Origin of the sequence: Rhodopseudomonas palustris (assembly GCF_013415845.1) — a bacterium.
Taxonomy (GTDB): domain Bacteria; phylum Pseudomonadota; class Alphaproteobacteria; order Rhizobiales; family Xanthobacteraceae; genus Rhodopseudomonas; species Rhodopseudomonas palustris_F.
In genome coordinates, this window is record NZ_CP058907.1 from 1489187 (window position 1) to 1514317 (window position 25131).

The 25131-nt window shown below is 64.1% G+C and carries 25 protein-coding genes; 7 read left to right on the top strand and 18 right to left on the bottom strand.

Features of this window, described 5'->3' with window-relative positions; genetic code table 11:
• Positions 1–396 (bottom strand): FixH family protein, encoded by a 396-nt coding sequence (locus HZF03_RS06935; protein WP_042441454.1) that lies wholly within the window; start codon positions 394–396, stop codon positions 1–3.
• A 96-nt stretch (positions 397–492) separates the two neighbouring features.
• The gene (locus HZF03_RS06940) at positions 493–894 is read right to left on the bottom strand and encodes a hypothetical protein (protein WP_042440893.1); all 402 of its coding nucleotides are present in this window, start codon (positions 892–894) and stop codon (positions 493–495) included.
• A gap of 544 nt (positions 895–1438) precedes the next feature.
• Between HZF03_RS06940 and HZF03_RS06945 the strand changes: the two genes are divergently transcribed.
• The 6 genes from HZF03_RS06945 (at position 1439) to HZF03_RS06970 (ending at position 8214) form a co-directional block, all read left to right on the top strand.
• Positions 1439–2383, top strand: a complete 945-nt coding sequence (locus tag HZF03_RS06945; RefSeq protein WP_011156986.1) for a family 2A encapsulin nanocompartment shell protein — start codon at positions 1439–1441, stop codon at positions 2381–2383.
• Positions 2370–4343: a family 2A encapsulin nanocompartment cargo protein cysteine desulfurase gene (locus HZF03_RS06950; RefSeq protein WP_119019565.1), complete on the top strand. Its 1974-nt coding sequence runs from the start codon at positions 2370–2372 to the stop codon at positions 4341–4343. The genes HZF03_RS06945 and HZF03_RS06950 overlap by 14 nt, the downstream gene beginning before the upstream one ends.
• A gap of 167 nt (positions 4344–4510) precedes the next feature.
• Complete coding sequence (gene epsC, locus HZF03_RS06955; protein ID WP_012495063.1) at positions 4511–5458, top strand: serine O-acetyltransferase EpsC; 948 nt, start codon at positions 4511–4513, stop codon at positions 5456–5458.
• Positions 5459–5647: 189 nt separating this feature from the next.
• Entirely contained in the window at positions 5648–6754 is a 1107-nt protein-coding gene (locus tag HZF03_RS06960; RefSeq protein ID WP_119019566.1) for a methionine ABC transporter ATP-binding protein, read from the top strand.
• Positions 6744–7412, top strand: a complete 669-nt coding sequence (locus HZF03_RS06965; protein WP_012495065.1) for a methionine ABC transporter permease — start codon at positions 6744–6746, stop codon at positions 7410–7412. Before HZF03_RS06960 ends, HZF03_RS06965 begins: the two co-directional genes overlap by 11 nt.
• A 28-nt stretch (positions 7413–7440) precedes the next feature.
• Complete coding sequence (locus HZF03_RS06970; protein ID WP_119019567.1) at positions 7441–8214, top strand: MetQ/NlpA family ABC transporter substrate-binding protein; 774 nt, start codon at positions 7441–7443, stop codon at positions 8212–8214.
• A 357-nt stretch (positions 8215–8571) separates the two neighbouring features.
• Here HZF03_RS06970 and HZF03_RS06975 read toward each other — a convergent pair whose 3' ends face one another.
• From HZF03_RS06975 to HZF03_RS06990, 4 genes are all read right to left on the bottom strand, one after another.
• The gene (locus HZF03_RS06975) at positions 8572–9909 is read right to left on the bottom strand and encodes a phenylacetate--CoA ligase family protein (RefSeq protein WP_119019568.1); all 1338 of its coding nucleotides are present in this window, start codon (positions 9907–9909) and stop codon (positions 8572–8574) included.
• 95 nt (positions 9910–10004) lie between these two features.
• Complete coding sequence (locus HZF03_RS06980; RefSeq protein ID WP_012495067.1) at positions 10005–10790, bottom strand: MetQ/NlpA family ABC transporter substrate-binding protein; 786 nt, start codon at positions 10788–10790, stop codon at positions 10005–10007.
• Between the two features lie 246 nt (positions 10791–11036).
• Positions 11037–11228, bottom strand: a complete 192-nt coding sequence (locus HZF03_RS06985) for a hypothetical protein (RefSeq protein ID WP_012495068.1) — start codon at positions 11226–11228, stop codon at positions 11037–11039.
• 72 nt (positions 11229–11300) lie between these two features.
• Positions 11301–11462, bottom strand: a complete 162-nt coding sequence (locus HZF03_RS06990; protein ID WP_165858161.1) for a hypothetical protein — start codon at positions 11460–11462, stop codon at positions 11301–11303.
• A 457-nt stretch (positions 11463–11919) separates the two neighbouring features.
• Here HZF03_RS06990 and HZF03_RS06995 point away from each other — a divergent pair, with 457 nt between their 5' ends.
• Complete coding sequence (locus HZF03_RS06995) at positions 11920–12753, top strand: NAD(+)--dinitrogen-reductase ADP-D-ribosyltransferase (RefSeq protein WP_119019570.1); 834 nt, start codon at positions 11920–11922, stop codon at positions 12751–12753.
• Between the two features lie 171 nt (positions 12754–12924).
• Here HZF03_RS06995 and HZF03_RS07000 read toward each other — a convergent pair whose 3' ends face one another.
• The 12 genes from HZF03_RS07000 to HZF03_RS07055 form a co-directional block, all read right to left on the bottom strand.
• Complete coding sequence (locus tag HZF03_RS07000; RefSeq protein WP_119019571.1) at positions 12925–13455, bottom strand: pyridoxamine 5'-phosphate oxidase family protein; 531 nt, start codon at positions 13453–13455, stop codon at positions 12925–12927.
• A gap of 57 nt (positions 13456–13512) precedes the next feature.
• The gene (locus tag HZF03_RS07005; protein ID WP_119019572.1) at positions 13513–14103 is read right to left on the bottom strand and encodes a gamma-glutamylcyclotransferase family protein; all 591 of its coding nucleotides are present in this window, start codon (positions 14101–14103) and stop codon (positions 13513–13515) included.
• Positions 14100–14792 carry a Fe-only nitrogenase accessory protein AnfO gene (gene anfO, locus HZF03_RS07010; RefSeq protein ID WP_119019573.1) on the bottom strand — a complete coding sequence of 231 codons (693 nt, stop codon included), beginning with the start codon at positions 14790–14792 and terminating at the stop codon, positions 14100–14102. Before anfO ends, HZF03_RS07005 begins: the two co-directional genes overlap by 4 nt.
• Before the next feature lie 79 nt (positions 14793–14871).
• The gene (gene anfK / locus HZF03_RS07015) at positions 14872–16257 is read right to left on the bottom strand and encodes a Fe-only nitrogenase subunit beta (protein ID WP_104512167.1); all 1386 of its coding nucleotides are present in this window, start codon (positions 16255–16257) and stop codon (positions 14872–14874) included.
• A gap of 12 nt (positions 16258–16269) precedes the next feature.
• Complete coding sequence (gene anfG, locus HZF03_RS07020; protein WP_119019574.1) at positions 16270–16710, bottom strand: Fe-only nitrogenase subunit delta; 441 nt, start codon at positions 16708–16710, stop codon at positions 16270–16272.
• Between the two features lie 12 nt (positions 16711–16722).
• Entirely contained in the window at positions 16723–18291 is a 1569-nt protein-coding gene (gene anfD / locus HZF03_RS07025) for a nitrogenase iron-iron protein, alpha chain (RefSeq protein ID WP_119019575.1), read from the bottom strand.
• A 49-nt stretch (positions 18292–18340) separates the two neighbouring features.
• Complete coding sequence (gene nifH / locus HZF03_RS07030) at positions 18341–19168, bottom strand: nitrogenase iron protein (protein ID WP_011157001.1); 828 nt, start codon at positions 19166–19168, stop codon at positions 18341–18343.
• 525 nt (positions 19169–19693) lie between these two features.
• A complete protein-coding gene (locus HZF03_RS07035) occupies positions 19694–21379 on the bottom strand; it encodes a sigma-54 interaction domain-containing protein (protein ID WP_234832317.1) in 1686 nt (561 codons plus the stop codon).
• Positions 21380–21382: 3 nt separating this feature from the next.
• Positions 21383–21904, bottom strand: coding sequence for a hypothetical protein (locus HZF03_RS07040; protein ID WP_338111538.1), 522 nt, complete (start codon positions 21902–21904; stop codon positions 21383–21385).
• A gap of 176 nt (positions 21905–22080) precedes the next feature.
• The gene (locus HZF03_RS07045) at positions 22081–22911 is read right to left on the bottom strand and encodes an amino acid kinase family protein (RefSeq protein WP_119019577.1); all 831 of its coding nucleotides are present in this window, start codon (positions 22909–22911) and stop codon (positions 22081–22083) included.
• Between the two features lie 9 nt (positions 22912–22920).
• Positions 22921–23733 (bottom strand): amino acid kinase family protein, encoded by an 813-nt coding sequence (locus tag HZF03_RS07050; protein WP_119019578.1) that lies wholly within the window; start codon positions 23731–23733, stop codon positions 22921–22923.
• Positions 23734–24025: 292 nt separating this feature from the next.
• Complete coding sequence (locus tag HZF03_RS07055) at positions 24026–24841, bottom strand: GntR family transcriptional regulator (RefSeq protein WP_119019598.1); 816 nt, start codon at positions 24839–24841, stop codon at positions 24026–24028.
• Between the last annotated feature and the right edge of the window lie 290 nt (positions 24842–25131).

Genomic DNA, 25131 nt, shown 5'->3' on the forward strand with positions numbered 1-25131 from the left:
CTACTTGAACGCCTTGACGATCACCTTGCCGGTGACGGTCTCGGGCTCGCCCTGGACCTTCGCCAACAGCGTGACCTGGTAGCGGCCGGCCATCGGCAGGTCGGTCTTGAAGGCGTACACGCCGGGCTCCGGCGACGGCAGCGCCGTCACCGGCGACACCATGTCGGCCATGTTGTCCGGCGCCATGTCGACGCGGGTCTTGAAGATCACCGCGCCTTCCACCGGCTTGCCGGTGGTCTTGTGGGTGAGGCGGATGGCGACGGTGACGTCGTCGCCCTTCTTCATCTCGGGGGTCTTGGGCTCGAAGGTGTAGTCACCCGCGCCGGCCATTGCGGCGGTCGCAAACAGGGTGAGCGCGGCGGCGCAGGCCGCTGCGGTGCTGAATTTCGCAGTCATCATGATCTCCAAACGTGTCTGATCTCGTGCTGCGGGCGAACGGCACGCAGCATTTATTGGCGCGGGCGAAACGCTCGCGCGGCGGTCAGCGAGAGATCAGACGCGAGGAGGCCGGAACGGCGGGCTGCCGGCGTGGTCCGGCACGAACAGGTCGGCCGGCGGAAACACCGTGCTGGCGCGCTGGGCGATGAACTTCACCGGCACCGTAGCGACCGGCGAGAAGCCGACCGAGGCGCCGACGCAGCAGAACCCCAGCGGACACTTGGCTGGATGTTTGGGGAGAGACGGCGTCGCTGGCGTCGCATCGGCCGTGATGCCGTGGCAGGATTCGACGGCCGCGGCCTGGTGGGCGTGGGCGCCGGCGTGATGATCGTGCTGTACATGCTGCGCCGCTTCGATCGGGGCCGCAGGCAGTATGACGGCCGACGCCGAGCCGATCGGCAAAGCTGCCAGCGACAACGCCATCATCAGTGCCAAGATCGTCCGGAACAGTCGCATCCCGCTTTCAGCTCGCCATGGGCCGTCGGCCCATCCAATAGCACGACGCCAGAGGTAAGACTTGTCACGCGTCAATTTCAAGACCGGCGGCTCATGAAGCCGCGACGATCTCGATTTCTGTAATCATACCCAGGTGGGGTATCTGAACGCAAGCGTGCCGTTCCGGCAGCGGCCGTGGCTTGGCAACGCATCCGGCGCTGCATTGGGCCTCGCCCTGGTGCCGTGACACCTGTACGTCGTCTGCCGTCGGTATTGCAGTGGCTGGCGGGGCACACTTCCACATCCATCTAAAGAATTATTCTCGTGGGGTGAAGGAACTCATTCTTCGGCGACTGCCTTCGGGGAAATGCGTTGCTAATCGCGGGCGCTGAATCGACAGTAATGAGTTGAGTGCATCTGTTAGTAGAAATCTATTCTATTAGTTGCGTGTCCGGCGACAGATCGCTGACATGGACACAACTCAAATCTTCTCCTATTCCGCGAAGGTGGTCCATTTGAGCGACGCGCCGGCACTTAGGTGCCGCGGCGCCGAGGGTAGTGATTCATGACTGAAGATACCGAAGTTCGCAGGACGCTCGCTGAAGGCGCCGCGCGCCAACTCGCCAACGCCACCAAGACCCGTGCGCAATGGGGCGGAATCTCCCCGCGCTGGCTGGTGCCGCTGTTGCATTGGACCCCGGTCGAGGCTGGTATCTTCCGTCTCAATCGCGTCAAGGAAACCCGCGGCGCGACCGCTTCAGCCTCCTTCGATGTCGAATGCAGCCCGCGGCGCGATCGCGATCCGGACCTGCCGGAAACTTTCGTCGACTACGAGGAGCATCCGCGTGAGTACTTCCTCAACGCGGTGACGACCGTGCTGGATGTCCAGACCCGCGTGTCCGACCTCTACAGCCACCCGTTCGACCAGATCCAGGAGCAGCTCCGCCTGTTGATCGAGAAGGTCAAGGAGCGGCAGGAAGGCGAACTGATCAACAACGCCGAGTATGGCCTGCTCGCCAACACCGCGCCGTCGCAGCGGATTTCGACCCGGAAGGGCCCGCCTACCCCGGACGATCTCGATGAGCTGATCACCAAGGTGTGGAAGGAGCCGGCGTTCTTCCTGGCGCATCCGCGCGCGATCGCCGCATTTGGCCGCGAGTGCACCCGCCGCGGCGTGCCGCCGCCGACCATCAACATGTTCGGCTCGCCGTTCCTCACCTGGCGCGGCCTGCCGCTGGTGCCGTCCGACAAGGTGCCGTTCGACGAAGCCGGCCGCACCAAGATCCTGCTGCTGCGCACCGGCGAGAAGAAGCAGGGCGTGGTCGGCCTGTTCCAGCCCGGCGTGCCGGGCGAAGTGGCGCCGAGTCTGTCGGTGCGGTTCATGGGCATCAACCGCAAGGCGATCGCCTCGTATCTGATCTCGCTGTACTGCTCGCTGGCGGTGCTGACCGAGGACGCGCTCGGTGTGCTCGATGACGTCGAGGTCGGTACGTATCATGAGTACGCCTGAGCCGACCCTGCCGCATCCCGGCTCGGCGGCTTTGCCGCAAGGCGGAGCGCTGCCGCATCCGGCGTCGCTGGAGCAGGCGTCGGCCGCAGCGGTAGGCGCACCGGATGTCGCCTCGATCGCGCGGTTGGCGAATGCGTTCTTCTCGGCGCTGCCGACCGGGGCGGTTCCAGAGCCCGGCGCCGCGCTTGGGTCGGCGCCGCTGTTTGTGGCCGAGCCGCTGCATAATGCCATCCCCGGCACCCCGGCGCTCTCTCCGTCCTATAAGCCGAACCACAATCCCGGCGCGGCCTCACCGATTCCCACCGTAGGTGCGGCTCGGCCGTCGGGACCGATCTTTGCGCTCGATCCCAACCTGGGACCGGAGCCGACCACGGCGGTAAGCTCGCTGCCGCAGGAGCTGAAGGTGCCGCTCGCGGCTCCGCCTGTGGCTCCGCCGCCTCCGTCCGCGCCGGCGGTGCAGCCTGTGTTCGCGCGCGACACCGATCTGGCCGCGCTACCCGGCCGGCTCGACGAATCCCGTAGCTTCGTGCCGCGCACCGCATTGCCGAGCGCGGGGCCGTTCGGTGCCGACGCCGCGGCGACGGCAGCGCCGCTGTACTTTCTCGCCGACAATCCGGCCCTGGCCCATGTGACGCCGGCATCAGCCGCGCCGCCCCGTGTCGAGACCTTCGACCTCACGGGACTGGCGCCGCAGCATCGCCCCGACGTGCACGTGCTCGATCTATCCGGCGCACGTCCGTTCGACGCCAACGTCTTCAAGCGTGATTTCCCGATCCTGCGCGAGACCATCAACGGTCGTCCGCTGGTATGGCTCGACAACGGCGCCACGACGCAGAAGCCGCAATGCGTGATCGATCGGCTGGTGCAGTTCTACACGCACGAGAACTCAAACATCCATCGCGCAGCCCACACGTTGGCGGCGCGTTCGACCGATGCCTATGAGGCCGCTCGCGACAAGGTGCGCGACTTCATCAATGCATCGTCGGTGAAGGACATCGTCTTCGTCCGCGGCGCCACCGAGGCCATCAACCTCGTGGCGCAGGCCTGGGGTCGGCGCAATATCGGCGAGGGCGACGAGATCGTGGTGTCGCATCTCGAGCATCACGCCAATATCGTGCCGTGGCAGCAACTCGCCGCCGAGAAAGGCGCGCGCTTGCGCGTTGCGCCGGTCGACGATCACGGCCAGATCCTGCTCGATGAATACGAGAAGCTGCTCGGGCCGAAGACCAAGATCGTCGCCTTCACGCAAGTCTCCAACGCGCTCGGCACGGTCACGCCGGTCGCCGAGATGACGGCGCTGGCCCATCGCCACGGCGCCAAGGTGCTGGTCGACGGAGCCCAAGGCGTCTGCCACATGCCGGTCGACGTCCAGGAGTTGGATGTCGATTTCTATGCGTTCTCCGGTCACAAGATGTTCGCGCCGACCGGGATCGGCGTGCTGTATGGCAAAGCCGACGTGTTGGAAGCGATGCCGCCTTGGCAGGGCGGCGGTAACATGATTGCCGACGTCACCTTCGAGAAGACGATCTTCCAGGGGCCGCCGGATCGGTTTGAAGCCGGCACCGGAAATATCGCCGATGCAGTCGGTCTTGGGGCCGCGATCGATTATTTGAGCCGCATCGGCATGGCCAACATTGCGGCGCACGAGCACGAGCTGCTCGCCTATGGCACCGAGCACCTGCTGACGGTGCCGGGCCTGAAGCTGATCGGTACCGCGCGGGAGAAAGCCGGCATCCTGTCCTTCGTGCTCGACGGCTGCCGCAGCGAGGATGTCGGCAAGGCGCTCGATCGCGAAGGCATCGCGGTGCGCGCCGGCCATCATTGCGCCCAGCCGATCCTGCGCCGGTTCGGGCTGGAGAGCACGGTGCGGCCGTCGCTCGCCCTCTACAACACGCATGATGACATCGACGCGCTGGTCGACGCGCTGCAGCGTTTGCAGAGCGGGCGGGGCGTCCGATGAAGATGACGCTCCTCGTTAGCACTGACACCGTCATTGCGAGGAGCGTAGCGACGAAGCAATCCAGCTCCGTGCACTGTGCTTCTGGATTGCTTCACTTCGCTCGCAATGACGGGGAGAACTTGTCGTTCGACGCCTTGAAGCCAACTCATCACCGGAGCTGACCGCGCATGTCGCAATCCGCCGAGCCCCGTGTCGTCACTGAGCCAGCATGGGACCTCGGCGAGATCGTCGCCGAACTTGCAGGGCTCCGCGCGATTTCTCAGCGCCGGCGCTATCGCGGCCGGTCACTGCCGGAGCTGCCGTCGCGCGAAGCGGTTGCGGGAATCGTCGATGCGCTGGTGGCGGCGCTGTATCCGCGCCACTTCGGACCGGCGGGACTGTCGGAAGACAGTCTCGACATCTACGTCGCCGACACCATCGAGCAGGCGCTGCGCCGGCTGCGCCGCGAGGTCGGCCGCGAGTTGCGCCTTGCTGATCTCGACGGCGCCGCGAAACCCGGCGAGATCGAACAGCAGGCGCTGACCATCGCGGCGGATTTCGCCCACGACCTGCCGCGGATCCGCGCGCTGCTCGACAGCGACATCCGCGCCGCCTTCGACGGTGATCCGGCAGCGAAGAGCCTGGACGAAGTCGTGTTCTGCTATCCGGGCGTCGCCGCGATGATCCGGCATCGCATCGCCCACCGGCTGTACGTGCTCGGGGTGCCGATGCTGGCGCGGATCGTCGCCGAGATCGCCCATGCGCAGACCGGCATCGACATTCATCCCGGCGCGACCATCGGCGAGAGCTTCTTCATCGATCACGGCACCGGCGTTGTGATCGGCGAGACCGCGCGGATCGGCAAGCGGGTGCGACTGTATCAGGCGGTGACGCTCGGCGCCAAGCGGTTCGAGACAGACGAGCACGGCCGCATCGTCAAGGGCGGCGACCGTCACCCGATCATCGAGGACGAGGTCGTAATCTATGCCGGCGCCACGGTGCTTGGGCGGGTGACGATCGGGCAGGGCTCGTCGATTGGCGGCGGCGTCTGGCTGACGCGCGACGTGCCGCCGAACAGCGTCATCACCCAAGCCAAGGCGCGCCACGACGCTTTCGAGGACGGTGGCGGTATCTGAAGCGGCATGTCTGTGAAAGAATTTTCTCTCGCCTGACCATTCGGGGTCAAATCTTAATCGTGATATGCCGTCGTTGCGACGGGCGCGTTGTTTTTATTCTCCGGGCATTGCGATGCGGGATGCTGGCCGGTAGTCGATAGGGAACGCCGCCACGCGGGCGGCCACCTGGAATCGATGAACGAGCCCATTATGAATGCTCCCTGGCAACCGCCCGCGGGAGAGCGCCCCGCCTTTGTATCGTCGCAGCCGACGACCGGTATCCTGATCGACCGTGTCCGCAAGGTGTATCCGGCGCGGAAGAACAGCGCCGAAGTCGTCGCCCTCGACGACATCAGCCTAACCGTGCCGAAAGGCTCGATCCTTGGTGTGATCGGCCGCAGCGGTGCCGGCAAGTCGACGCTGATCCGGCTGATCAACGGCCTCGACAAACCGTCGAGCGGCCGCGTCGTCGTCAACGGCGTCGAAATCACCGCGCTGTCCGAGCGCGATTTGCGCACCGCGCGGCGCTCGATCGGCATGGTGTTTCAGCACTTCAATCTACTGTCGTCGCGGACCGCCTTCGGTAACGTCGCGCTGCCGCTCGAGATCGCCGGCACGCCCAAGGCCGAGATCGAAAAGCGCGTGCTGCCGCTGCTCGACATGGTCGGACTTGCCGACAAGCGCGACCGCTATCCGGCGGAGCTGTCCGGCGGCCAGAAGCAGCGCGTCGGCATTGCGCGGGCGCTTGCCACCGAACCTTCGGTGCTGTTGTCGGACGAAGCGACTTCGGCGCTCGACCCGGAAACCACCGATCAGATTCTCGAACTGCTGAAGCAGATCAATCGCGACCTGCATCTCACCATCCTGTTCATCACCCACGAGATGGCGGTGGTGAAGGCGCTGGCCGACCGCGTCGCGGTGATCGAAGGAGGCCGCATCGTCGAGCACGGCGCAACCTTCGATGTGTTCGCCACCCCGCGCCATGAGGTGACGCGGCGGTTCGTCTCGTCGGTGACCGGCAGCGGCGCGCCGGACTGGCTCCTGGAAAAGCTGCAGCCGCAGCAGCCGCCGGGCGGGCAGGCGGTGCTGCGGATCACCTTCAAGGGCAGCGACGCCAACCAGCCGCTGCTGTCGCGGGTGTCGCGTGATCTCGGTGTCAATCTCAACATTCTCTCGGGGCAGGTGGAGATGATCGCCGGCCACCCGTTCGGCACGCTGATCGTTTCGCTCGACGCCGCGTCCGAGGTGCTGCGCCAGGTGATCGCGCAATTGTCGGCTGGCAACAATCTGGTGGAGCAGCTCGGCTATGTCGCCTGAACTCATTCGCATGATCGCGTCGTCGACACTCGACACCCTCTATATGGTCGGGCTGGCGGGGCTGTTCGGCACGTTGATCGGTCTGCCGCTCGGCATCTTTCTGGCCACATCTCAGGCCGGCGAGTTGTTCGCGGCGCCGATGGCCAATCGTCTCATCGGCGTCGTCGTCAATGCGACGCGCTCGACGCCGTTCATCATCCTGGTGGTGGCGATTGTTCCGTTGACCCGGCTGATCGCCGGCACTTCGATCGGCACCGCGGCGGCCACCGTGCCGCTGACGATCGCGGCGATCCCGTTCATCGCCCGCGTCATCGAGGCGGCAATCCGCGAAGTCGATCATGGCCTGATCGAAGCCGCGCGTGCGTTCGGCGCCAGCCCGCTGCAGATCGTCCGTAAGGTGCTGCTGCCGGAAGCGATGCCGGCGGTAACGCTGGCGCTGACACTCACGATCGTCAGCCTGCTCGGCTATTCGGCGATGGTCGGTGCCGTCGGTGGTGGCGGCCTCGGCGACCTCGGCATCCGCTACGGCTACCAGCGCTTCATGCCGGAGGTAATGCTCACGGTGGTGCTGGTGTTGATCGCGCTGGTGCAGGGCGTGCAGACGCTCGGCGACACGCTGGCGCGCAAGCTCGATAAGCGCCGTATCCGCCGTCACTGATTTTCGCTGTTCAGACCAGGAGTTTCCAATGCGCCGTCTTGCCGTTTCCCTGATCGCGCTGGCCTTCGCCGGCGCCGCCCATGCCGAGACCATCCGTGTCGGCGTAACCGCCGGCCCGCACGCCGAGATCCTCGACGTGGTCAAGAAGGTCGCGGCCGAGCGCGGCCTCGACGTCAAGCCGGTCGAGTTCACCGACTACGTGGTGCCGAACCAGGCGCTGGCGCAGAAGGAGCTCGAGGCCAATTCGTTTCAGCATGAGCCGTATCTGAAGGCGCAGGTCGCCAAGACCGGCTGGAAGATCGTCAAGGTCGCCAACACCATCGCCTCGCCGCAGGGCGTGTATTCTGTCAAGGTCAAGGCGCTTGCCGATCTGAAGCAGGGTGCCACCGTGGCGATCGCCAACGACCCGTCGAACGGCGCACGCGGCCTGCAAATTCTGGCGCTGCACGGCCTGATCAGGCTGAAGGACGGTGTCGGCGCCACCGCGACGGTCGCCGATATCATCGACAACCCGAAGAAGCTGAAATTCGTCGAGCTCGACGCCGCCCAGCTGCCGCGCTCGCTGCAGGATGTCGACCTGGTGTCGATCAACAACAACTACGCGGTGCAGGCCGGCCTCGACCCTTCCAAGGACGCGCTCGCCCGCGAGAACGTCGAAGGCCCCTGGGTCAACATCATCGCGGTGCGCGAAGAAGACAAGGACAAGTCCTGGGTCAAGCAACTGATCGACGCCTATCACTCCGACCCGGTCAAGCAGTTCGTCGAAACCCGCTTCAAAGGGACTTATATCCCGGCGTGGTAAGGGCGTAGCGCTCTTCATTCGATTGTCCGACACGACAAAGCCCGCGCATCGCGCGGGCTTTTCTTTTCGTCAAGCCATCGGCCGTGGCCGCGCTTGTTCCCGGCTGTCTAGGTTTTCGCGCCAGGAAGAGCCGCAAGACGTGGATGCCCGCGACGAAGCGCGGGCCTGACGAACTACACCGGCCCCATCCCGCGCGGATCGCGACAGGCCTCTCCCCGTCATTGCGAGCGCAGCGAAGCAATCCAGAAGACCCGTGCACGAAGCTGGATTGCCTCGTCGCTTCGCTCCTCGCAATGACGATGTGAAGAGCCGCGGCGGAACGCTGACGCTCCGCCGCCTTGTCCTCAATCCTCTTCTTCAGCTCCAAACCCCGCTGCGCCGATCCTCGACCCGCTTGGCCTTGTGCGTGGCGCGGGGCAGGGTGTCGGGCTTGAGCACCGACACCGCCGCCGACACGCCGGTCACGGCTTTGAGCTTGCGCTCGAAGCGATCCGCCAGCGTCTCCGGCGCGCCGTTGTAGCCGTGGATGTGCTCGACCTCGACGGTCAGTCGGTCGAGATGATTGATCCGGTCGACCACCAGCCGGTACTCGCCGGTCAGCTCATGATCCTGCCGCGCCACCGCTTCGACATCGCTCGGGAACAGGTTGACACCCTTGATGATCAGCATGTCGTCGCGCCTGCCATGCACGCCGTTGAGCCGGATCGCGGTGCGACCGCAGCGGCACGGCTCCGGATTGAAGCTGACGATGTCGCCGGTGCGGAACCGGATCATCGGCCGCGCCGTCTTCTGCAGCGTCGTCAGCACCATTTCGCCGCGGTCCCCCGGCTTCACCGGCTCGCCGCTGTCGGGATCGATCACCTCAACCAGGATGTGATCCTCGGCCCAGTGCAGCCCCTCTTTCTGCTCGCACATCCCGGCGCAGGAGCCGAAGATATCGGACAGGCCGTAATAGTCGTAAACCGACGCACCCCACAGCTGCTCGATGCGGTTGCGGGTCTCAGGGATCGAGCCGCCGGGCTCGCCGGCGACGAAGATCCGGCGCACGGCGAGATCCTTGCGCAAGTCGTAGCCTTCCTTGATGGCGGTCTCACCGAGGTACCAGGCGTACGACGGCGTGGTCCAGATCACCGTGGCCTGGAACTGGCGGAGGATCTGCAGCAGCCGATCGGATGGAATTGTGCCGGCGTGAATCGTCAGCGCGCCAAGTTTCTGCGCGCCGAGCACGCACGGGCCGCCGATGAACAGCGAGAAATTCAGCGAATGCACGTAGCGATCGCTCGGCCGCATCCCGGACGACCAAAACTGCCGCGCCTCATAGTCGATCCAGCCGTCGAAATCGGATTGGGTGAACGGCGAGGCGGTCGGCACGCCGGTCGAGCCGGACGAGGCGGAGATGTAGACGATGTCTTGCTCCGGCACGGCGACGAGATCGCCGAACGGCGGCACCGCCAGCTGGCGGTCGCGCAGGGTGCGCTTGTCGATGAACGGAAAGCGGCGGATGTCGTCGAGCGATTTGATCTGAGCCGGCGAGACCTTGGTGGCGTCGAACGCGGCGCGATAGGCGGGCGAACCCGCATAGGCGTGGGCGATGTGCTTCTGCAGCAGCGACAGTTTCAGCGCGTCCCAGTCGGCGCGCGATTGGGTTTCGAGCTTGGCGTCCCAATACGGCCGCTCGTCGGAAGTCGTGGTCATGTGCAGTGTTCCTGAATGCCGACGACCGGCCGCTGGGCGGCCGGTCGCGCTGTCGATGACTGAAATGGTGTTGATTGTCGTCGCGGCGGCCGGTCTCACCAGGTGGTGAGAATGGTACCGTTGAAGCGCTTCTCGGTGAAGGCCTTCACCTCCGGCGAGCGATAGATCTCGACGAACTTCTTCAGCGTGGCGTTGTCCTTGTTCTTGGCGCGCACTGCGAACACCAGGTTCCAGTTCGTGTCGGCGCCTTCGAGCAGCAGCGCACTCTTCGGATCGAGCCCGGCGCTCAGCGCGTAGTTGAGATTGACCGCCGAAAAATCGAGATCGTTCAGCGAGCGCGGCAGCTGCGCGGCGTCAAGCTCGACGATCTTGAGATGCTTGGGATTCTCGGCGATGTCGGCGATCGTCGCCTTGATGCCGATCCCCGGCTTCAGCTTGATCAACCCTGCCTTCTCGAAAAGTTGCAGCGCACGGGCGCCGTTGGACGGATCGTTCGGGATCGCGGCGCTGGCGCCGTCCTTGATGTCGGTCAGCGTCTTGACCTTGTTCGAATAGATCCCAATCGGCACGATGATGCTCTTGGCGATCGAGACGATGTCATAGCCGCGCTGCGCCACCTGGTTGTCGAGATAGGGCTGGTGCTGGAAGTTGTTGATGTCGAGATCGTCCTGCGCCAGCGCCGCATTGGGCACGGTGTAGTCGGTGAATTCGGTGATCTTCACCTCGATGCCCTGCTTGGCGGCGAGATCGCCGGCGTAGCGCAGAATCTCGGCGTAGGGACCGGCGGTGGTGCCGATCCGGACCACTTCGGTGCTGAAGGCCGGAGCCGCTGCGGTGAGCGCGGCGAAGGCGGCCGCAGCGAAAACGAGTTTACGTGCCATGGGAATTCAACCTCGATACGTGACCATCTCGGTGGTCGTGGTTTGCGGGGAAACTATCGGCCGCCTGATCCGGCGGCCATTTCGAAATCCACGACGAGGCGAGATCGGGATTTCCCGATCCTGCGCTGCCGCAGAAGATTCGTGTCGTAGGGCTGCTCATGGTGCCTGCCGCGCCTCCGCGGCGATCACGACGCGAAGGCGGCTGAGGCGAGCCGGTTGGTTTGCGAGAAACGGTGCCGCTAGAGGCTATTGCAGCCGCGGACGGCCTTCTTTCCAGCAGCGGGTCGCGGCCTTCTGTGCGGCGACGAGCGAACCGAACGAGCGGCGCTCCAGACTGTTGAAGTCGTGATGCGCGGCGAAGAAGCAGAACTTGCGTCCGTCCCTGACAACGATGCCGGCGGTGCGGGCTTGAACTTCGATAACGTAAGCGTCGGACATGACTCTCCCACTGGCAAAGCCAGTGCCTTCTGATCTCTAATGATGTCGGGTGGTGTCGAAACGGTGTCGGCGTCAGCCGAGATTCATTCGACAGCTACAACAGAGGCCGGAGCGGGAGGGTGCGCGTTCCGACGAGATCGCGCCGTGCGAGGTCGAGGCGGCCGCAACGAGCGCAAGCGAATTACCGAATTGCGGTGCAGATAAGTCAGCAATGATCGAGATGTTGGCGTTCATGAGCCGATCTCCGTCAACAAAGGAGCCCACGAGCCGTGTCGTGGCGCTTTAGCGATTAAACCCGCGGCGCAAGCTGCTCCGTCAAATCCCGCGATCCGAGCTCACGAAGAACATCGGACGAGTCAACTCTGCCAAACGTTGTTGTGAAGTCAACGTGTGCCGAAAAATAAGATCGATTTGGCATGGGATCGCGCGAATGAGAAAACGTCGCGGTTTGTGCAATCGGATCAAGAGAAGTTTGTGCTGCAGCGCGCACATGCGCGAACCGGCCCGAAACAGGCACTCCGTCTGCGACTCTCTGTTGCGCACGGAACGCTCGCTCGAGGCGGTGCCATCCAAGGAGAAATTGCGAGTCATTCGTGATCAGAGGCGCAATGCCCCCTCCGACAGGCGGGCTTGATGAGCGGCTGATGTCTCGATCAAATGCCGCGTCGGCACTCCGATCTCGCAGCCACGTATGGACGAACTCAGCCCTTCTCCTCCGGTGAGCGAGGATCCCGAACACTGGTACTGCACCAATATGGTCGGCGTGCCGGTCGGGCTGATCGGCTCGACGGCGTTCAATCGCTGCCTGCGGCGGATCACCATCCATGGCACGCGCGAGACCCATCCCGGACTGTTCCGGCTATTGGCGGCCTGCGAATATCCGGCGACGGCTGCCGAGGTGTTCGAGCATTACATGGAGCTCGAGTTCGGTCTCGCGCCCGGAGCGCACGAACCCACCCAGGCTCGTCATCCGACCAGCTATCTCGATTTGCTGCGCGGTTGGGGCGTCGAGTCCGACTGCCCCAAAGCGGCGGTGCTGAAGGGTTGGGTCGAGAGCAGGTTCGGTCTGGTGCCGACCTTCCACAAGCAGCGGCTCGGTCTGTTTCCGTCGGCGGCGTGGGCGACCTATCTGCAGGAGAAGACCGATGCCCGCTTCCACAACAACTGCATCTTCCAGCAGTTCGACCTGCTTTATGAATATTGCCAATGGAGCATCCGCCGCTTCAAGACGCCGGGACCGCGTTTTGTCCGGCTGTGGCGCGGCACCAACGATGTCGAGCAGCAGCTGGTCGAGGGCGATGCGCGACAGCGACTGTGCACCGTGCGGCTGAACAATCTGGTGTCGTTCAGCGATTCCAAGGAGCGTGCGGATGAGTTCGGCGATTGGGTGCTGGAGACTGAGGTGCCGACGGTGAAGCTGCTGTTCTTTCCCGGCCTGCTGCAGCGCCAGGTGCTCGGCTATGAAGGCGAGTTTCTGGTGATCGGCGGTAACTACAAGGTGCGCGCGTATCACGGGTGGTTTTGAAGGCCGAGCGGCATCCTCGCAGCTATAAAGTGTCCCACGCTTCCACGAGTCATTCCGGGGCGCGAGCGCAGCTCGCGAACCCGGAATCTCGACGTTCAGAGCACCTCGAGATTCCGGGTTCGTGGCCCTTCGGGCCGCGCCCCGGAATGACAGCGTTGGGAGCTGACCCGATTAATCCGTCTCGCCGGGCTGCTCGGGGCGCGGTTCGCCGAAGCCGTAGGCCTTGCCCTTGATGCTGTCGATGTCGATCCGGATCACTTTGGTGATGCCGAGCTTTTCTGCCGGGTAATCGAACTTGCGGTCGGTGAAGCGGCTGACGATCAGGTCTAGTGCCCGGGTCTTCTCGGCGACGTCGTCGACGAAGCTGGCGCGGCCGAAGCCGATCACGGTGCGGTGCTTGGCTTCGAAATCACAGGCCGCCTCGGCCGTCACAACGCCGTTCTCGGTCGTCACCTCGAAGCAGACGCGGTTGTTGGTCTTGAGGATCTCGATTTTGGTGCCGGCGCTGGCCGAATGGACATACAGCGCCTTGCCATCGAAGCCGTAGAACACCGGCACCAGGAACGGCACGTTGTCGCGTGCCAGCGCCAGATGCAGCACCTTGTTGCTCGCCAGGATCGCGTCGATCTCGGCGCGGTCGGAGATTTCGCGGCTCCGCCGCCGCATCGGTCGCGACAACAGGTCGGAGGCGGGTTCGGTCATTCCAAGTCTCCTAATTGCGCGGCGCGCCGGCTTTGCCGGGACCGCTGGATCGGATTGTCAGCAGGCGCAGGACAGCTTCGAGGCCAGCGCCTTGATGTCGGTATTCATCTTCGGAACCGGGTAGCGCGCCTGCACCGCGGTGCAGGCTTCGAGTACTGCGATCGCGCGCGCTGGCAGGCCGCGGGCGCGTGCGCCGGCGAGAATGAAATCGAGATAGTCGCGGCTTGCCGGCTGCTGCGGACCCATCTCGGTCTTGCGGTGAAACAGCGCGTCGAGCAGCTGGCCGTTCTCGTCGATCACTTGGACCGGGTAGTGGAAATACGATCCGCCTCCGTCGAGCTTGACGCCCTGCCAGGCATCGAAGCGGTCGAGCTCGGTGGCCGACAGCTCGTAGAGCACGCCCCACACCTCCGCACCGGGCTCATCCACCAGGGTCTCGAGGCCGCTGTCCCAGACTTCCGAATGGCCGTGGAAGCCGAGCCGGTAGGCCGGCAGCCGGGCGATCGCGCGGATCTTCGGCTGGCACAGCCGCACCATGATGTGCTCGGGGTTCAGCGTTGCCCCATAGGCAAACAGAAGCGTGGTCGGACGGCGGGCCGGCTTCGCGCGTGGCACGGTCGGAAGCGGCGTGGTGAGCGTCGTGGTCATGTCGCCTCTGCCTGTGGTTTCGGAGTGATGGTGGCGGCGACGCCGAGGCCTGGCAGCTCCAAGATCTCGGCATCCATGTCGAGCGCGCGCATCGCGCGGGAGAACCAGCGCGGGATGTGATCGCAGACGAGATCGAGCTGCCGGAACGGCGTGCCGGTGAGGAACGGGATCAGGATGTCCCAGGAATTGAGCCCGGGATCGTCCTGCAGCAGCCGCACCAGATCGAGCCGGAAGTGACCGCTGTCATCATCGCCGACCAGCACCGGCTTGATGTCGTCGAGATCGCTGGCCGCGCCGTCCTTATGATGGCGCCGTCGGCGCGAGCGCCGCTCGGCGCGGGCCGCCTTGGCGGTCTGCTGCGCGCGCTCGTTCTCCTTGCGGGCGATTGTCTCAAGCTGGGTGAACAGTGGACCGTGCGACTGCCAGGTCTGAATGCCCATCTCCTGCAGCAGCGAATTGACCACGCCGCGCACGCTCCTGGAGAGAAACAGACGGCAGTCTTCCAGCTCAGGGAGCATCGCGGCGAGCGAAGCGTGGATCTCTGCGAGACCATCATCCGGCCGTACCGCGAAGCGGATGGTCTTGCGCACCTTCCAGACTTCGCCCTGCTGCTCGAACAGCAGAATCACGCCCTTGTCCGAAACCTTGGCGACCTCGCCCTCGGCGTCGACGTAAGCTGCGATCTTCATCGGTTGTCTCGCGGTTAGTCAGGAGAGGAGTCCGGCGACGGACATGGCAAACCGCCGCCGGACTAGATCTTGAGCGTGGTCACCACACGTTCAGGATCCATTCGCGGTTCTTCTTGACCTCCATGTCGTTGAACAGCGTGTTGGCCATCTGTTCGGCGAGCCAGGTCGCGCCGGCGTAGCCGACGACGGGATAGCGATACAGGCCGGCGCGGTCGTAGGTCGGGAAGCCGACCCGCAGCATCGGGATGTTGTAGTCGATCGCGACGAACCGTCCCTTGGAGTGGCCGAGGATCAGATCGAGCTCGAGGCCGTTCTTGATGCGCTCTTCGAGCTCGAACAGGTCGGCGTTGGTGATGATCTCCATCGGGTAGTCGACATTGGCCTTCAGCGCCGCGATCCGAGGGTCGTTGGCGTAGCCGGCGTTCTCGTCGCCGAGCAGCAGCAGCACCGGCTTCATTTCCAGGTCGAGGCAGTACTCGGCGAGGCCGAGCACCAGATCCGGATTGCCGTAGATCGCCACCTTCTTGTCGGCCAGGAACATGTGGGCGAGGTCGGTGATGGCGTCTAGCGCGATGCCGCGTTCCTTGACCAGCGATTCCGGGATCGGCTTGCCTGTCATGTCCTTGACGTTGCGCAGGAAGGTGTCGGTGTTGCGGATCCCGATCGGGGTTGGGCCGATCACTGCCGGCACGTCCCAGCGGGTCTGCAGCCAGGTGGCGGCGAGGCCGCCCTCGTAGCGGTTGAGCGCGATGGTGCCTTGCGCATCGGCGGTCGCGGTCAGGTCCGCAATCGTGGTCGAGCCGTGCGACACCGCGCTCTTGTCCGGCATCAGCGGGCTATCGAAGCTCTCGATCTCGAACAGCACGTTGGCTTCGACCTGCATCTCGGCGAGCAGATGCTTGAGCTCCTTGACGTCGCCCGGATTGACCCAGCCGGTGATCAGATTGATCTTCAGGCTCGGTTTGTCCTTCTTGGAGAAATGCTTGACGAAGTCGCGCACGGCGACGTCGTAGCCCGTCACCATACTGCCGACGAAGCTCGGGCAGTGGATCGGGATCAGATGGACCTCGCGGTCCGGATATTTCACGTCGAGCAGCTCTTCCTGCAGCTTGGTGACGACGCCGTCGACGTCGTCGCCGATTACTTCGGTCGAGCAGGTGGTGATGATCGGCACCACCTTGACGTGCGGGTAGCGCATCAGCAGCACGTCGACCGCTTCCTCGACGCGGTCGAGTGCGCCGAACACTGCGCCGTCCTCGTGCACCGACGAGGAGGCGATCTCGAAGCTCTCTTTGAGGTGCTGCGAGATCAGCAGGCGGACGAACATCACGCAGCCCTGGCCGCCGTGGACGATGCCGATGCAGTCCTTGATGCCGATCGAGGCGTATTGGGCGCCGGCCGGCTGGCAGGTGAAGATCGGATTGATGGTGCCGATCCGGTCCTTCGGCTTGAATTGACAGTTCATGGCGGGGTCCAATCAGTAGTGCAGGTCGGTGAGCTCTTCGTTGAGCGAGCCGGTGACGGTGAGATAGTCGACGCGGGCGTGCAGCTCTTTCATCAGCGCCGTGATGTCGCCCTTGGACATCGTGGCGAGCCACGGACAGGTCGCCAGATAGGCACGCTGCAGCGTCACCGAATCGACCCAGTAGCAGCGGTCTTCCGGTGTCTCCGGCGTGAACGGCTCGCCGGCGAGCAGCTTGGCGGCGATGCCGAGGATGCCCTCGTTCTGCCGCTTGCGGTCCCACGCCCGCGAGTGGAACTGCCAAAGGCAGTTCTTCATGATCCAGTCGACCATCTGGTCGACACGGGCTTTGGTGACGTCGTCGAGTGCCTCATAGGCCGCGAGCGAGGCGGCCGCCGCGGCGGCGTCGGCGGGGAACGGATGTTCCGAGGCGACTTTGTAGGTGATCTTGGTCATGGGGCTCTCGTCTCACTCGGCCGCTTCGGCTTTGACGATCGGGGTGAAGTAGGGCGCGTTCTTCTTGCGCAGGTCAGAGATGATGTCGTCCTTGCCGGTGTAGCGTCGCAGCGTCTCCGACTTGGCGATCTCCTCCGGCAAGGTGACGTCCGACAGCATGCGCTGCGTGACGAAGCCGCGATCGGCCGGGATCTCGTCCTTGCTGATGTCCAGCCCGGAGAGCTGGTGCATCGGCGAGTAGATGCCGTTGTAAATGTCGCGGGCGAACCGTACCCAGCCTTCGAAGCCCTTATAGGGGCCGTTGTGATAGGCGTGGGCATTGAGGTAGGGGACGCGGACCTTCTTGGCGACTTCGCCGGGACGCTTGCCGGTGAAGATGATGTCCGGCTGCAGCTTCTCCAGCGCCTCGAGGCCTTCGAGTTCGTTGGGATCGTCGATCGCCAGCGCATCCTCGCCGCAGCGCGCGATGCCTTTCTCCATGTCCCCTTGGTGGCCGAACTTGGTGTAGACCGAGACGACCTTGACGCCCATCTCCTCTTCGATGGCGTGCGCCCAGTGCCACAGCTTGGAGCCGCCCGGCCACAGGCAGACCTTTTTGCCCTTCAGCCGTTCCTTGTACCAGTCGATCTCCGGCTTCCAGCGCGCGGTCTCTTCGGCGATGATCGCTTCGGCGCGGTCTTCGATGCCGAAGAACATGCCGATCTTGCGCAGCGACTGCGACAACGGCTCGAAGCCGAAGCCGTCGATGTCGAGCCGCGGAATGCCGTAGCGGACGCGCAGCTCGTTGCAGATGTATTCGGCCGAACGGGCGCATTCGAGCACGTTGAGATGCGCGCGGTGCATCGCCCGCAGGCCGTCATAGGTGCCATTGCCGGTGAAGGTCGACAGCACCTGGATGCCCATCCGGGTGAAATAGTCGAGCATCACCTCCTGGTCGCCCTGGATGTTGTATTCGCCCACATAGTTGATGACGTAATCCGAGGTGATCTCGGGCTCGACGGTGCCGACCTTGTCGTTGATCCAGGCGATGTTGATCTTGTGGTGGCCGCCGGACTGGCTGGGGCCGCCGAAGCCTGGCGAGTTGCAGGTGAAGATGTCGACGTCCGGCATTTCCTCCATCACTTCGGCGGCGACCGCGTTGATGTCGTCGCCGATCAGCGCGGTGGCGCAGGTCTGGTAGATTGTCATGCGCTTGATATCGGGGCAGGCCTTGAATGCTTCGACGATGTTCTGCTTGAGAAGACCTTCGGCGCCGAACACGATGTGCTTTTCGCGGACGTCTGTGGCGAAGGTGTATTTGAGCTGGAAGTTGTTGTTGTCGGAGATGTAGCGCTTGGTCTGCCAGGTGTCGTAGGTGCAGCCGACGGGGCCGTGACTCATGTGAATCACGTCCTTCATCGGCGTGCCGATCACATGCTTTGCGCCGCAATAGGCACAGCCGCGCTCGGAGATCGATCCGGGGATGGTATTGAGATAGCCGAGCGGCAGCGCGGTGGCGAGATTATCGCCGGCGCCCTTGGTGACGGCGTGCTTCTGGCGTTCGGGCAGACATTTCGAACAGTCGAACTCGTGATATGGCATTGTATTGTCCTCGTGCGGGAAGTACGCCGTCAGGCGCGGGGAGCGCAGGTCAGTCCATCAGACCGTACTTCACGACCATCGCTTCGAGCTGATCCATCGTCAGCGGCTTCGGAATCACGAAGTCCTTGTTGTCGATGATGGCGGCGCCGAGCTGCTTGTATTCATGGGCCTGTTCGGCGGCGGGATCGAATTCGGTGACGGTCTTCTTGTTGAATTCGGCCTTCTGCACGATGTTGTCGCGCGGCACGAAGTGGATCATCTTGGTGCCGATCGCCGCGGTGAATTCTTCGAGGAATTCGCGCTCGCCGTCGACCTTGCGGCTGTTGCAGATGATGCCGCCGAGTCGCACGCCGCTCTGCTTGGCGTATTTGACGAGGCCCTTGCAGATGTTGTTGGCGGCATAGATCGCCATCATCTCGCCGGAGGCGACGATGTAGACTTCCTGTGCCTTGCCGTCGCGGATGGGCATCGCGAAGCCGCCGCACACCACGTCGCCGAGCACATCGAAGAAGATGAAGTCGAGATCGTCGGTGTAGGCCTTGTTGGCTTCCATCAGGTCGATCGCGGTGATGACGCCGCGGCCGGCGCAGCCGACGCCCGGCTCGGGCCCGCCGGACTCGACGCAGCGGATGTCCTTGAAGCCGCTCTTCACGACGTTCTCCAGCGTCACCTTCTCTGCGCCGAGCGTGCGCAGCGTGTCCATCACGGTGTCCTGCGGCTTGCCGCCGAGGATCAGGCGGGTCGAGTCCGCCTTGGGATCGCAGCCGTGAATGAAGACGTTCTTGTCGTGATAGAAAGCGAGCGCCGCCGCCGTATTCTGCGTGGTCGTCGACTTGCCGATGCCACCCTTGCCGTAGATCGCCACCTTGCGAGTCATGGTCCGAAGCTCCTGCGATGAATTGACCGGGACGATGAGTGATCCATCGCCTCGCCATCCTTAAGAGCAACGGACGTGCCAACGTGTGCGCATTGGACAAGGTTGAATCGGAAGTACGCGAAGGGAAAAACTGACGTCGAGATGAGTGAAAGAGATGCTAAGCATTAGCATGCATCGACAGTGACGTGACGCGGGAGTGTGATGACGAAGCGCTACGAATGCCCTGGAATTTGGCGCTTCAGCGCATGGCGATGACGATCCGATAAGTTGGCAAGAGGGATCGATCACGGGCCCGTCGCGAATTCGCAACGTGAATGTTCTGCAAGCGTAAATTCCGACAGAGGCGTGACGCGGGCCGTAACTTTCTGCCTCTCGGTGCGGAGCGCGGCGAAAGTTACGACAGGCGTAGATTCCAGTGTCAAGATTTACCCGGCGGTTGATTGCGTGCGAGCTCTCCGCCAACGCAAAGCGGCGGCTCGTGAGAGCCGCCGTCAAAAAAAGTCCGAAGCAAATGGCGAGACGACGTCAGTTCCGCGGACGCAGCCCTGCGGTGCGGAATGTCTTGTAGGTCAGTCTGTGGCGGTCCATCCGCAGGCCGAGCATTCGCCGCGTCAGGCCGAGCGTGGTGGCGGCCTGGCCGACATTACCATTCGAGGCTTTCAGTGCCTCGACGATCATCTCGTATTCGACTGCCGTGACGCGGTCTTCGAGCGTGCCACTGAAGCCGGTCCCTGTTTCGGTCGGTGTCTGCAGCGACGGCGGCAGATCGTAGCCGTGGATCACGCCTTCCTCCGCCAGGATCACCGATCGCTCGATCACGTTCTCCAGCTCGCGCACGTTACCCGGCCAGTGATAGCTCATCAGCATGTTGATCGCTGGCGTCGAGATCCGTTTGATCGGTTTGCCGATTTCGGCCGAATAGGTGGTGACGAAATGGTCGGCGAGGGTGATCACGTCGGAGCCGCGGTCGCGCAGCGGCGGGATGGTGATCGGGAAGACGTTGAGGCGATAGAACAGATCTTCGCGGAAGGTACCCTCAGCGACCATCTCGGCGAGGTTGCGGTTGGTGGCGGCGATGATGCGGACATCGACCTTGACCGGCTTGGCGCCGCCGACGCGCTCGAACGTCCGTTCCTGCAGCACGCGCAGCAGCTTAGCCTGCGTCGGTAGACTTAATTCGCCGACCTCGTCGAGAAAGATCGTGCCGCCGGATGCCTGTTCGAAGTAACCTTTGTGAGTGGCGATCGCGCTGGTGAACGCGCCGCGCTCATGGCCGAACAATTCGCTTTCCGCGAGCGCTTCCGGCAGCGCCGCGCAGTTCGCCTTGATGAACGGGCCGTCGGCGGCCGGGCTGTTGTAGTGCAGGGCGCTCGCCACCAGCTCCTTGCCGACGCCGCTTTCGCCGAGTAGCAGCACGGTGGCCTTGGTCGCGGCCACCTTGTGGATCATGGCGTAGACGTCCTGCATCGGCTTGGAGTTGCCGATGATGTTAGCCGGGCGGAAGCGCTGCTTCAGCTCGCTCTTCAGTCGCCGATTTTCGGTCTCCAGCCGCACCTTGTCGATGTTCTCGATCAGATACAGTTCGACCGCTGGCGCGATCAGCGATGCGACCATCGCCAGCAGTTCGGCGTCCTGCTTCAGCAGGCGCTGATTCATATACACGCGCTCGGCGCAGATCGTGCCGACCACCTTCTGGGCGAGTACGATCGGCACGCAGAAGAACGCCAGCTTGTCCTGCTTGCGGCCCTTGTTGTGGGCGCGGGTGCGATCGAGAAAGTCCGGGTTGTCGATGACCCGCGGGATGATGATCGGCTTGCCGGTCTCGACCACCTTGCCGGTGATGCCTTCGCCGGGCGCATAGATGCCACGCCCGCGCTCCTCCTCCGTCAGCCCGAAGCTGTCGTGAATGAAGATCGCGTCGGAGTGACGGTCGTACAGCATCATCGCGCCGCGCTGCATCCGCATCTGTTGACGCATGCCGTCGAGGATGATCGATACCAGCGTGGCCAAGTCGGCGTTCTGCGTCAGCACCTGATTGATGCGAAACAGGATCTGCAGCACGTTGACCCGGCATTCGCCGGTGAAGCAATGCGTGAATTCGTCGACGAAGCCTTCGAGTTCGTTGCCGGGATCGAGCGTCGTCAGGCGCTTGGTTTGCTCGGGCTGCACCGGATCGGTGTCAAGGCGGCGTCGGTTCTGGACCGTCGGCATCGCTCACTCCACCGGCAGGATCGCTAGGGCGATCGTTTCTGTGCTGACGCCGCTGATTTGCAGCAGCAACTCGCCTGCGGTGAACTCGTAGCGCACGAGTTTGCGCACAGCGTCGCAATCGGTCGCGCCGCTGAAGCCGCTGGGCTTCAGCATTTGGTCGCCCTGGACGGCGTCGATCCATCCGGCGGCCGCCAGCGCGACCGTGTAGATGCCGGCGTTGCCTACCTGCTTGATACGGATGAAGCCGGCGAAGCGCTCGGGGGCTATGCCGCGCTCGGGTGACTTCGGCAGAGCGGCTTCAGCGGACGGCTTCAGGGACACAACGATCGACCGCGTCGGCAGTGTGTCCAACGTCTGGCCTGACGTGAGTAGCATTCGATCGGACGCGGTGAGGCTCGCGCGCTCGCGATCGATCGGCCATTTGAATGCAGCGCAGCCACTCGGCTCCGCCGCCATGGCTATCGTGGATGACAGGGTGAGGAGGATCGGAATGATCGCGGCCTGCCGGGCGCGTGCGATCGACATGATGCAGGCTCCAACCTTCGATCCGCAAGTAATGCGATCGAGTTGCAGATGGTTGGAACCCTCGTTCCTGATGACGGCGAGCGCTTACGGCGCGGCACCGTCATCAGGATAGGCAAAAGCGACGCGAGATGGAAGCGTGCTGCATCAAAAGCCGCGCGCCTCCGTGTTCGCGACGATCAGGCCGGCTGTGCGCCGGTCTTGATCATGGTACCGACATGCTGGCCGCGCAGCGCCGCAGTGAGCTTGCCGGGCTTCAGTCCGTTGACGACCTGCACCCGCTCGATGTGGCGGGCGTTGGCCATCACCTCGAACAGCGCGCGGTCGAGCGGAAGCGTGCCGTCGTGCTTGGCGAGATCGGCATAGCTGGTCTCGGCGAACAGCTTGGCCTTGTCGCCGCCGGGCGCGTTCGGATCGGCGCTGTACACGCCGTCGACATCTTCGACGATGGTCAGTCCGGCCGCGCCGAGCGCGTCGGCCAGCAGGAAGGCGCCGACGTCGCAGCGATGCGCGGGCAGCCGCGCGCCGGGGAATTCGTGGTTGTGATAGGGCGGGAAGGCGCTCGCGACCACAGCACGCGCCGCGCTGAGGTGAATCGCGAGCTGGTTCGCCACCGTCGGCTTCTCGACGTAGGACACGCCGTCCGGGGCCAGCAGCGTGGCCAGGATATGGCCGTTCTGCCCGGCTTCGCTGGCGGCGAGCGGTGCGAGCGAGCCGACCGGCAAGCCGAGATCGAGCGCGACGCTGTAGAGATGCCGCGCGCGGACGCCGGCGCCGGTCAGGATCAGCAGACGATGCTCGGGTAGCAGCCCGCGCAGTTCCTCGACGATCGGCAGGATCGCCTCCGCCCCGCGATCCATGATCGAGCGGCCCCCGATCTTGACGACCTGCAGCCACGGCAGGATGCGGATCGGGCGCTTGCCGGCGACCGGGCGGGTGAGATTGTTGTCGAGCAGCGTCTGGCGCGCGAGCGGCGAGGCGACGTGCTTGATGTGGTTGGTATCAGCCATGGTCGATCCTCAGTTCGCGGTGATGATGGTGCCGACATGCTCGCCGGCCAGGGCGCGCGTCAGATTGCCTGGCACCAGGCCGTTGACGACCTGGACCTCGCGGACGTGGCGAGCGGCCTTCAGCAGATCGAGCACTGGGAATTCGAGGATCGAGTCGTGCAGTCCCTTGGCCTTCATTTCGTCGACCGAGATCTTCGGAATGAAGGTGGCGTTCTTGTCGGTCTTGGGGTTGCCCGTGTAGAGGCCGTTCTCGTCCTTCACATAGATCATCGCCTTGCAGCCGAACTGCTCGGCCACCAGGTAGCAGCCGGCGTCGGTGCGATACGGCGGGATGACGCCATCGGCGGACGGGCGCATCCACAACCCATAAGGCGGCATGCCCGAGAACACCACTGCGTTGACTTCCTTGAGATACAGCGGCACCGCGGACAGCCCGGCGTCGCCGACCGACGAGATGCCGTGCTTGGCAAGCAGTTGCCCGAGCATCTCGGCATTCTGGCTGGCAACGGAAGCCCCGAGCTGCGACAACACGCCGGCCGGCAGATTGAGGCCGGCGGCGATCGAATACAGGTGTCGCGCGCGGGTGCCGGCGCCGGTACCGATCAGCAGCTTGTGGTCCTTGCGCGCCGAGACGATCTCCTCGACCAGCGGATAGACCGCAGCACGGCCGCGATCGATCATGCTCTGGCCGCCGATCTTGATCACGGTGGCGTCGGGCAGGATGCGATAATCCGTGGCAGCTTCGGTCGCGGCCAGAAGCTCGGGATCGGACATCGATCGCTGCATCAGCAGCGCTTCGAGCTCCGCAGGGGTATGGGCCATGAAAGATTCCTTATGCATAGGCAGACCGACGCTGCCGGGGCGGCGTCAGAGAGGTATTTGAGCTGGCGTTTATGGGAGGCATGCGGCCTCGGCCGTCTGGCAGCAGGGCACCGCAAACCGAAATAGATGCGGGAGCCCGTTCCGCGATGGAACCGCTCAAAATGTGTCGCGAACCAGCCTGCGCGTCAATTGGTAATAATAGCTATTAATGAGTAAATTCAAGGCGTTATGTAGCTAACGGTGACGACGCTCTGGGGCGAAAGAAGTGTCTTCTGACGTACAAAGACCTCTGTCAGGGTTGCACGGCAGCGCGTCCGGAGGGGCGGGGCGGACGTCCTACGACACCGGCGCTCTCTGCAGCCGCGATGCCGTTGAAGTCGATCGCTTCGCCGCGCATCCGCGACAGCGTCGCAAGCGCCCGGTCGCGATCGCCTTCGAGCAGTTCGCGATAGTGCGTCTCGGCCGCATTCGGCCGGCGTTGCCGGATCGCCCGCAGGGTCGAGGCCATCAGGTCGGCGCTCTGCCGGCGGATCTTGCGGGTCTGGTAATCGAGTGGTGATTTCCAGATTGTCGTCCACACCGTTTGATTGGCGAGGTCGGCTAGCAGCTCGACCAGCAGCTCGTTGCCGGAGCCGCGGGCGATGGTGCGGACCGCCCGCGTCGTAGTGCGGGCGAAGCTGAGCGGATCGTCGATCTCGACGCCCGCGTTCAACTCGTCGCAGCGCCGCGCCAGCGTCTCGACGAAGCTCTCGATCGGCGAAGTAGCCATCGTCCGCACTGCCAGCATCGACAGCGCGGTTCGGACGTTGAAAAGATCGGCTACCGACTTCAGCGACAGCGGTTTGACGTAGGCGCCGCGCCGCGGATTGAGTTCGACCAGACGGCGTCGTTCGAGAATGCGGATCGCCTCGCGGATCGGGCCGCGGCTGACGCCGAAGTCACGCGCGAGGTCTAGTTCGACCAGACGCTCGCCCGCCTTGCGACGCCCGGAGACGATGTCGGCGCCGAGCTCTTCGGCGATCTGGTCGGGCAGTGTGCGCAGAGAGAACCGGCCCACCGGTGCGGCCTCATCGTCTCCCGCGGCCCTGCGATAGGTTGTCGCTGCCATGTTGTCTCCTCGGCTCTCCAGACGGCGGCTCGCGTGTCGCTCTTCTTCGTAGCCTGACAGTCGATTGTTGACAATCGACAACCGGTGTCCTTTGATGTCCTTCGCCGTCGCCGGACAGATACCGGCAGCCAAGCTGGAACGAGCGACGGACCGCGTGCGCATGCCGCGGATCAAGGGAGGTAGTCGCGATGACGTTCGCGCAGATGCGAACCCGCACCCGAAATGTCGGGCTCAAGGCGCTTTGCACATTCGCCGCGTCGCACAGACTTCCTGAAAACAAGCTGTTCGCT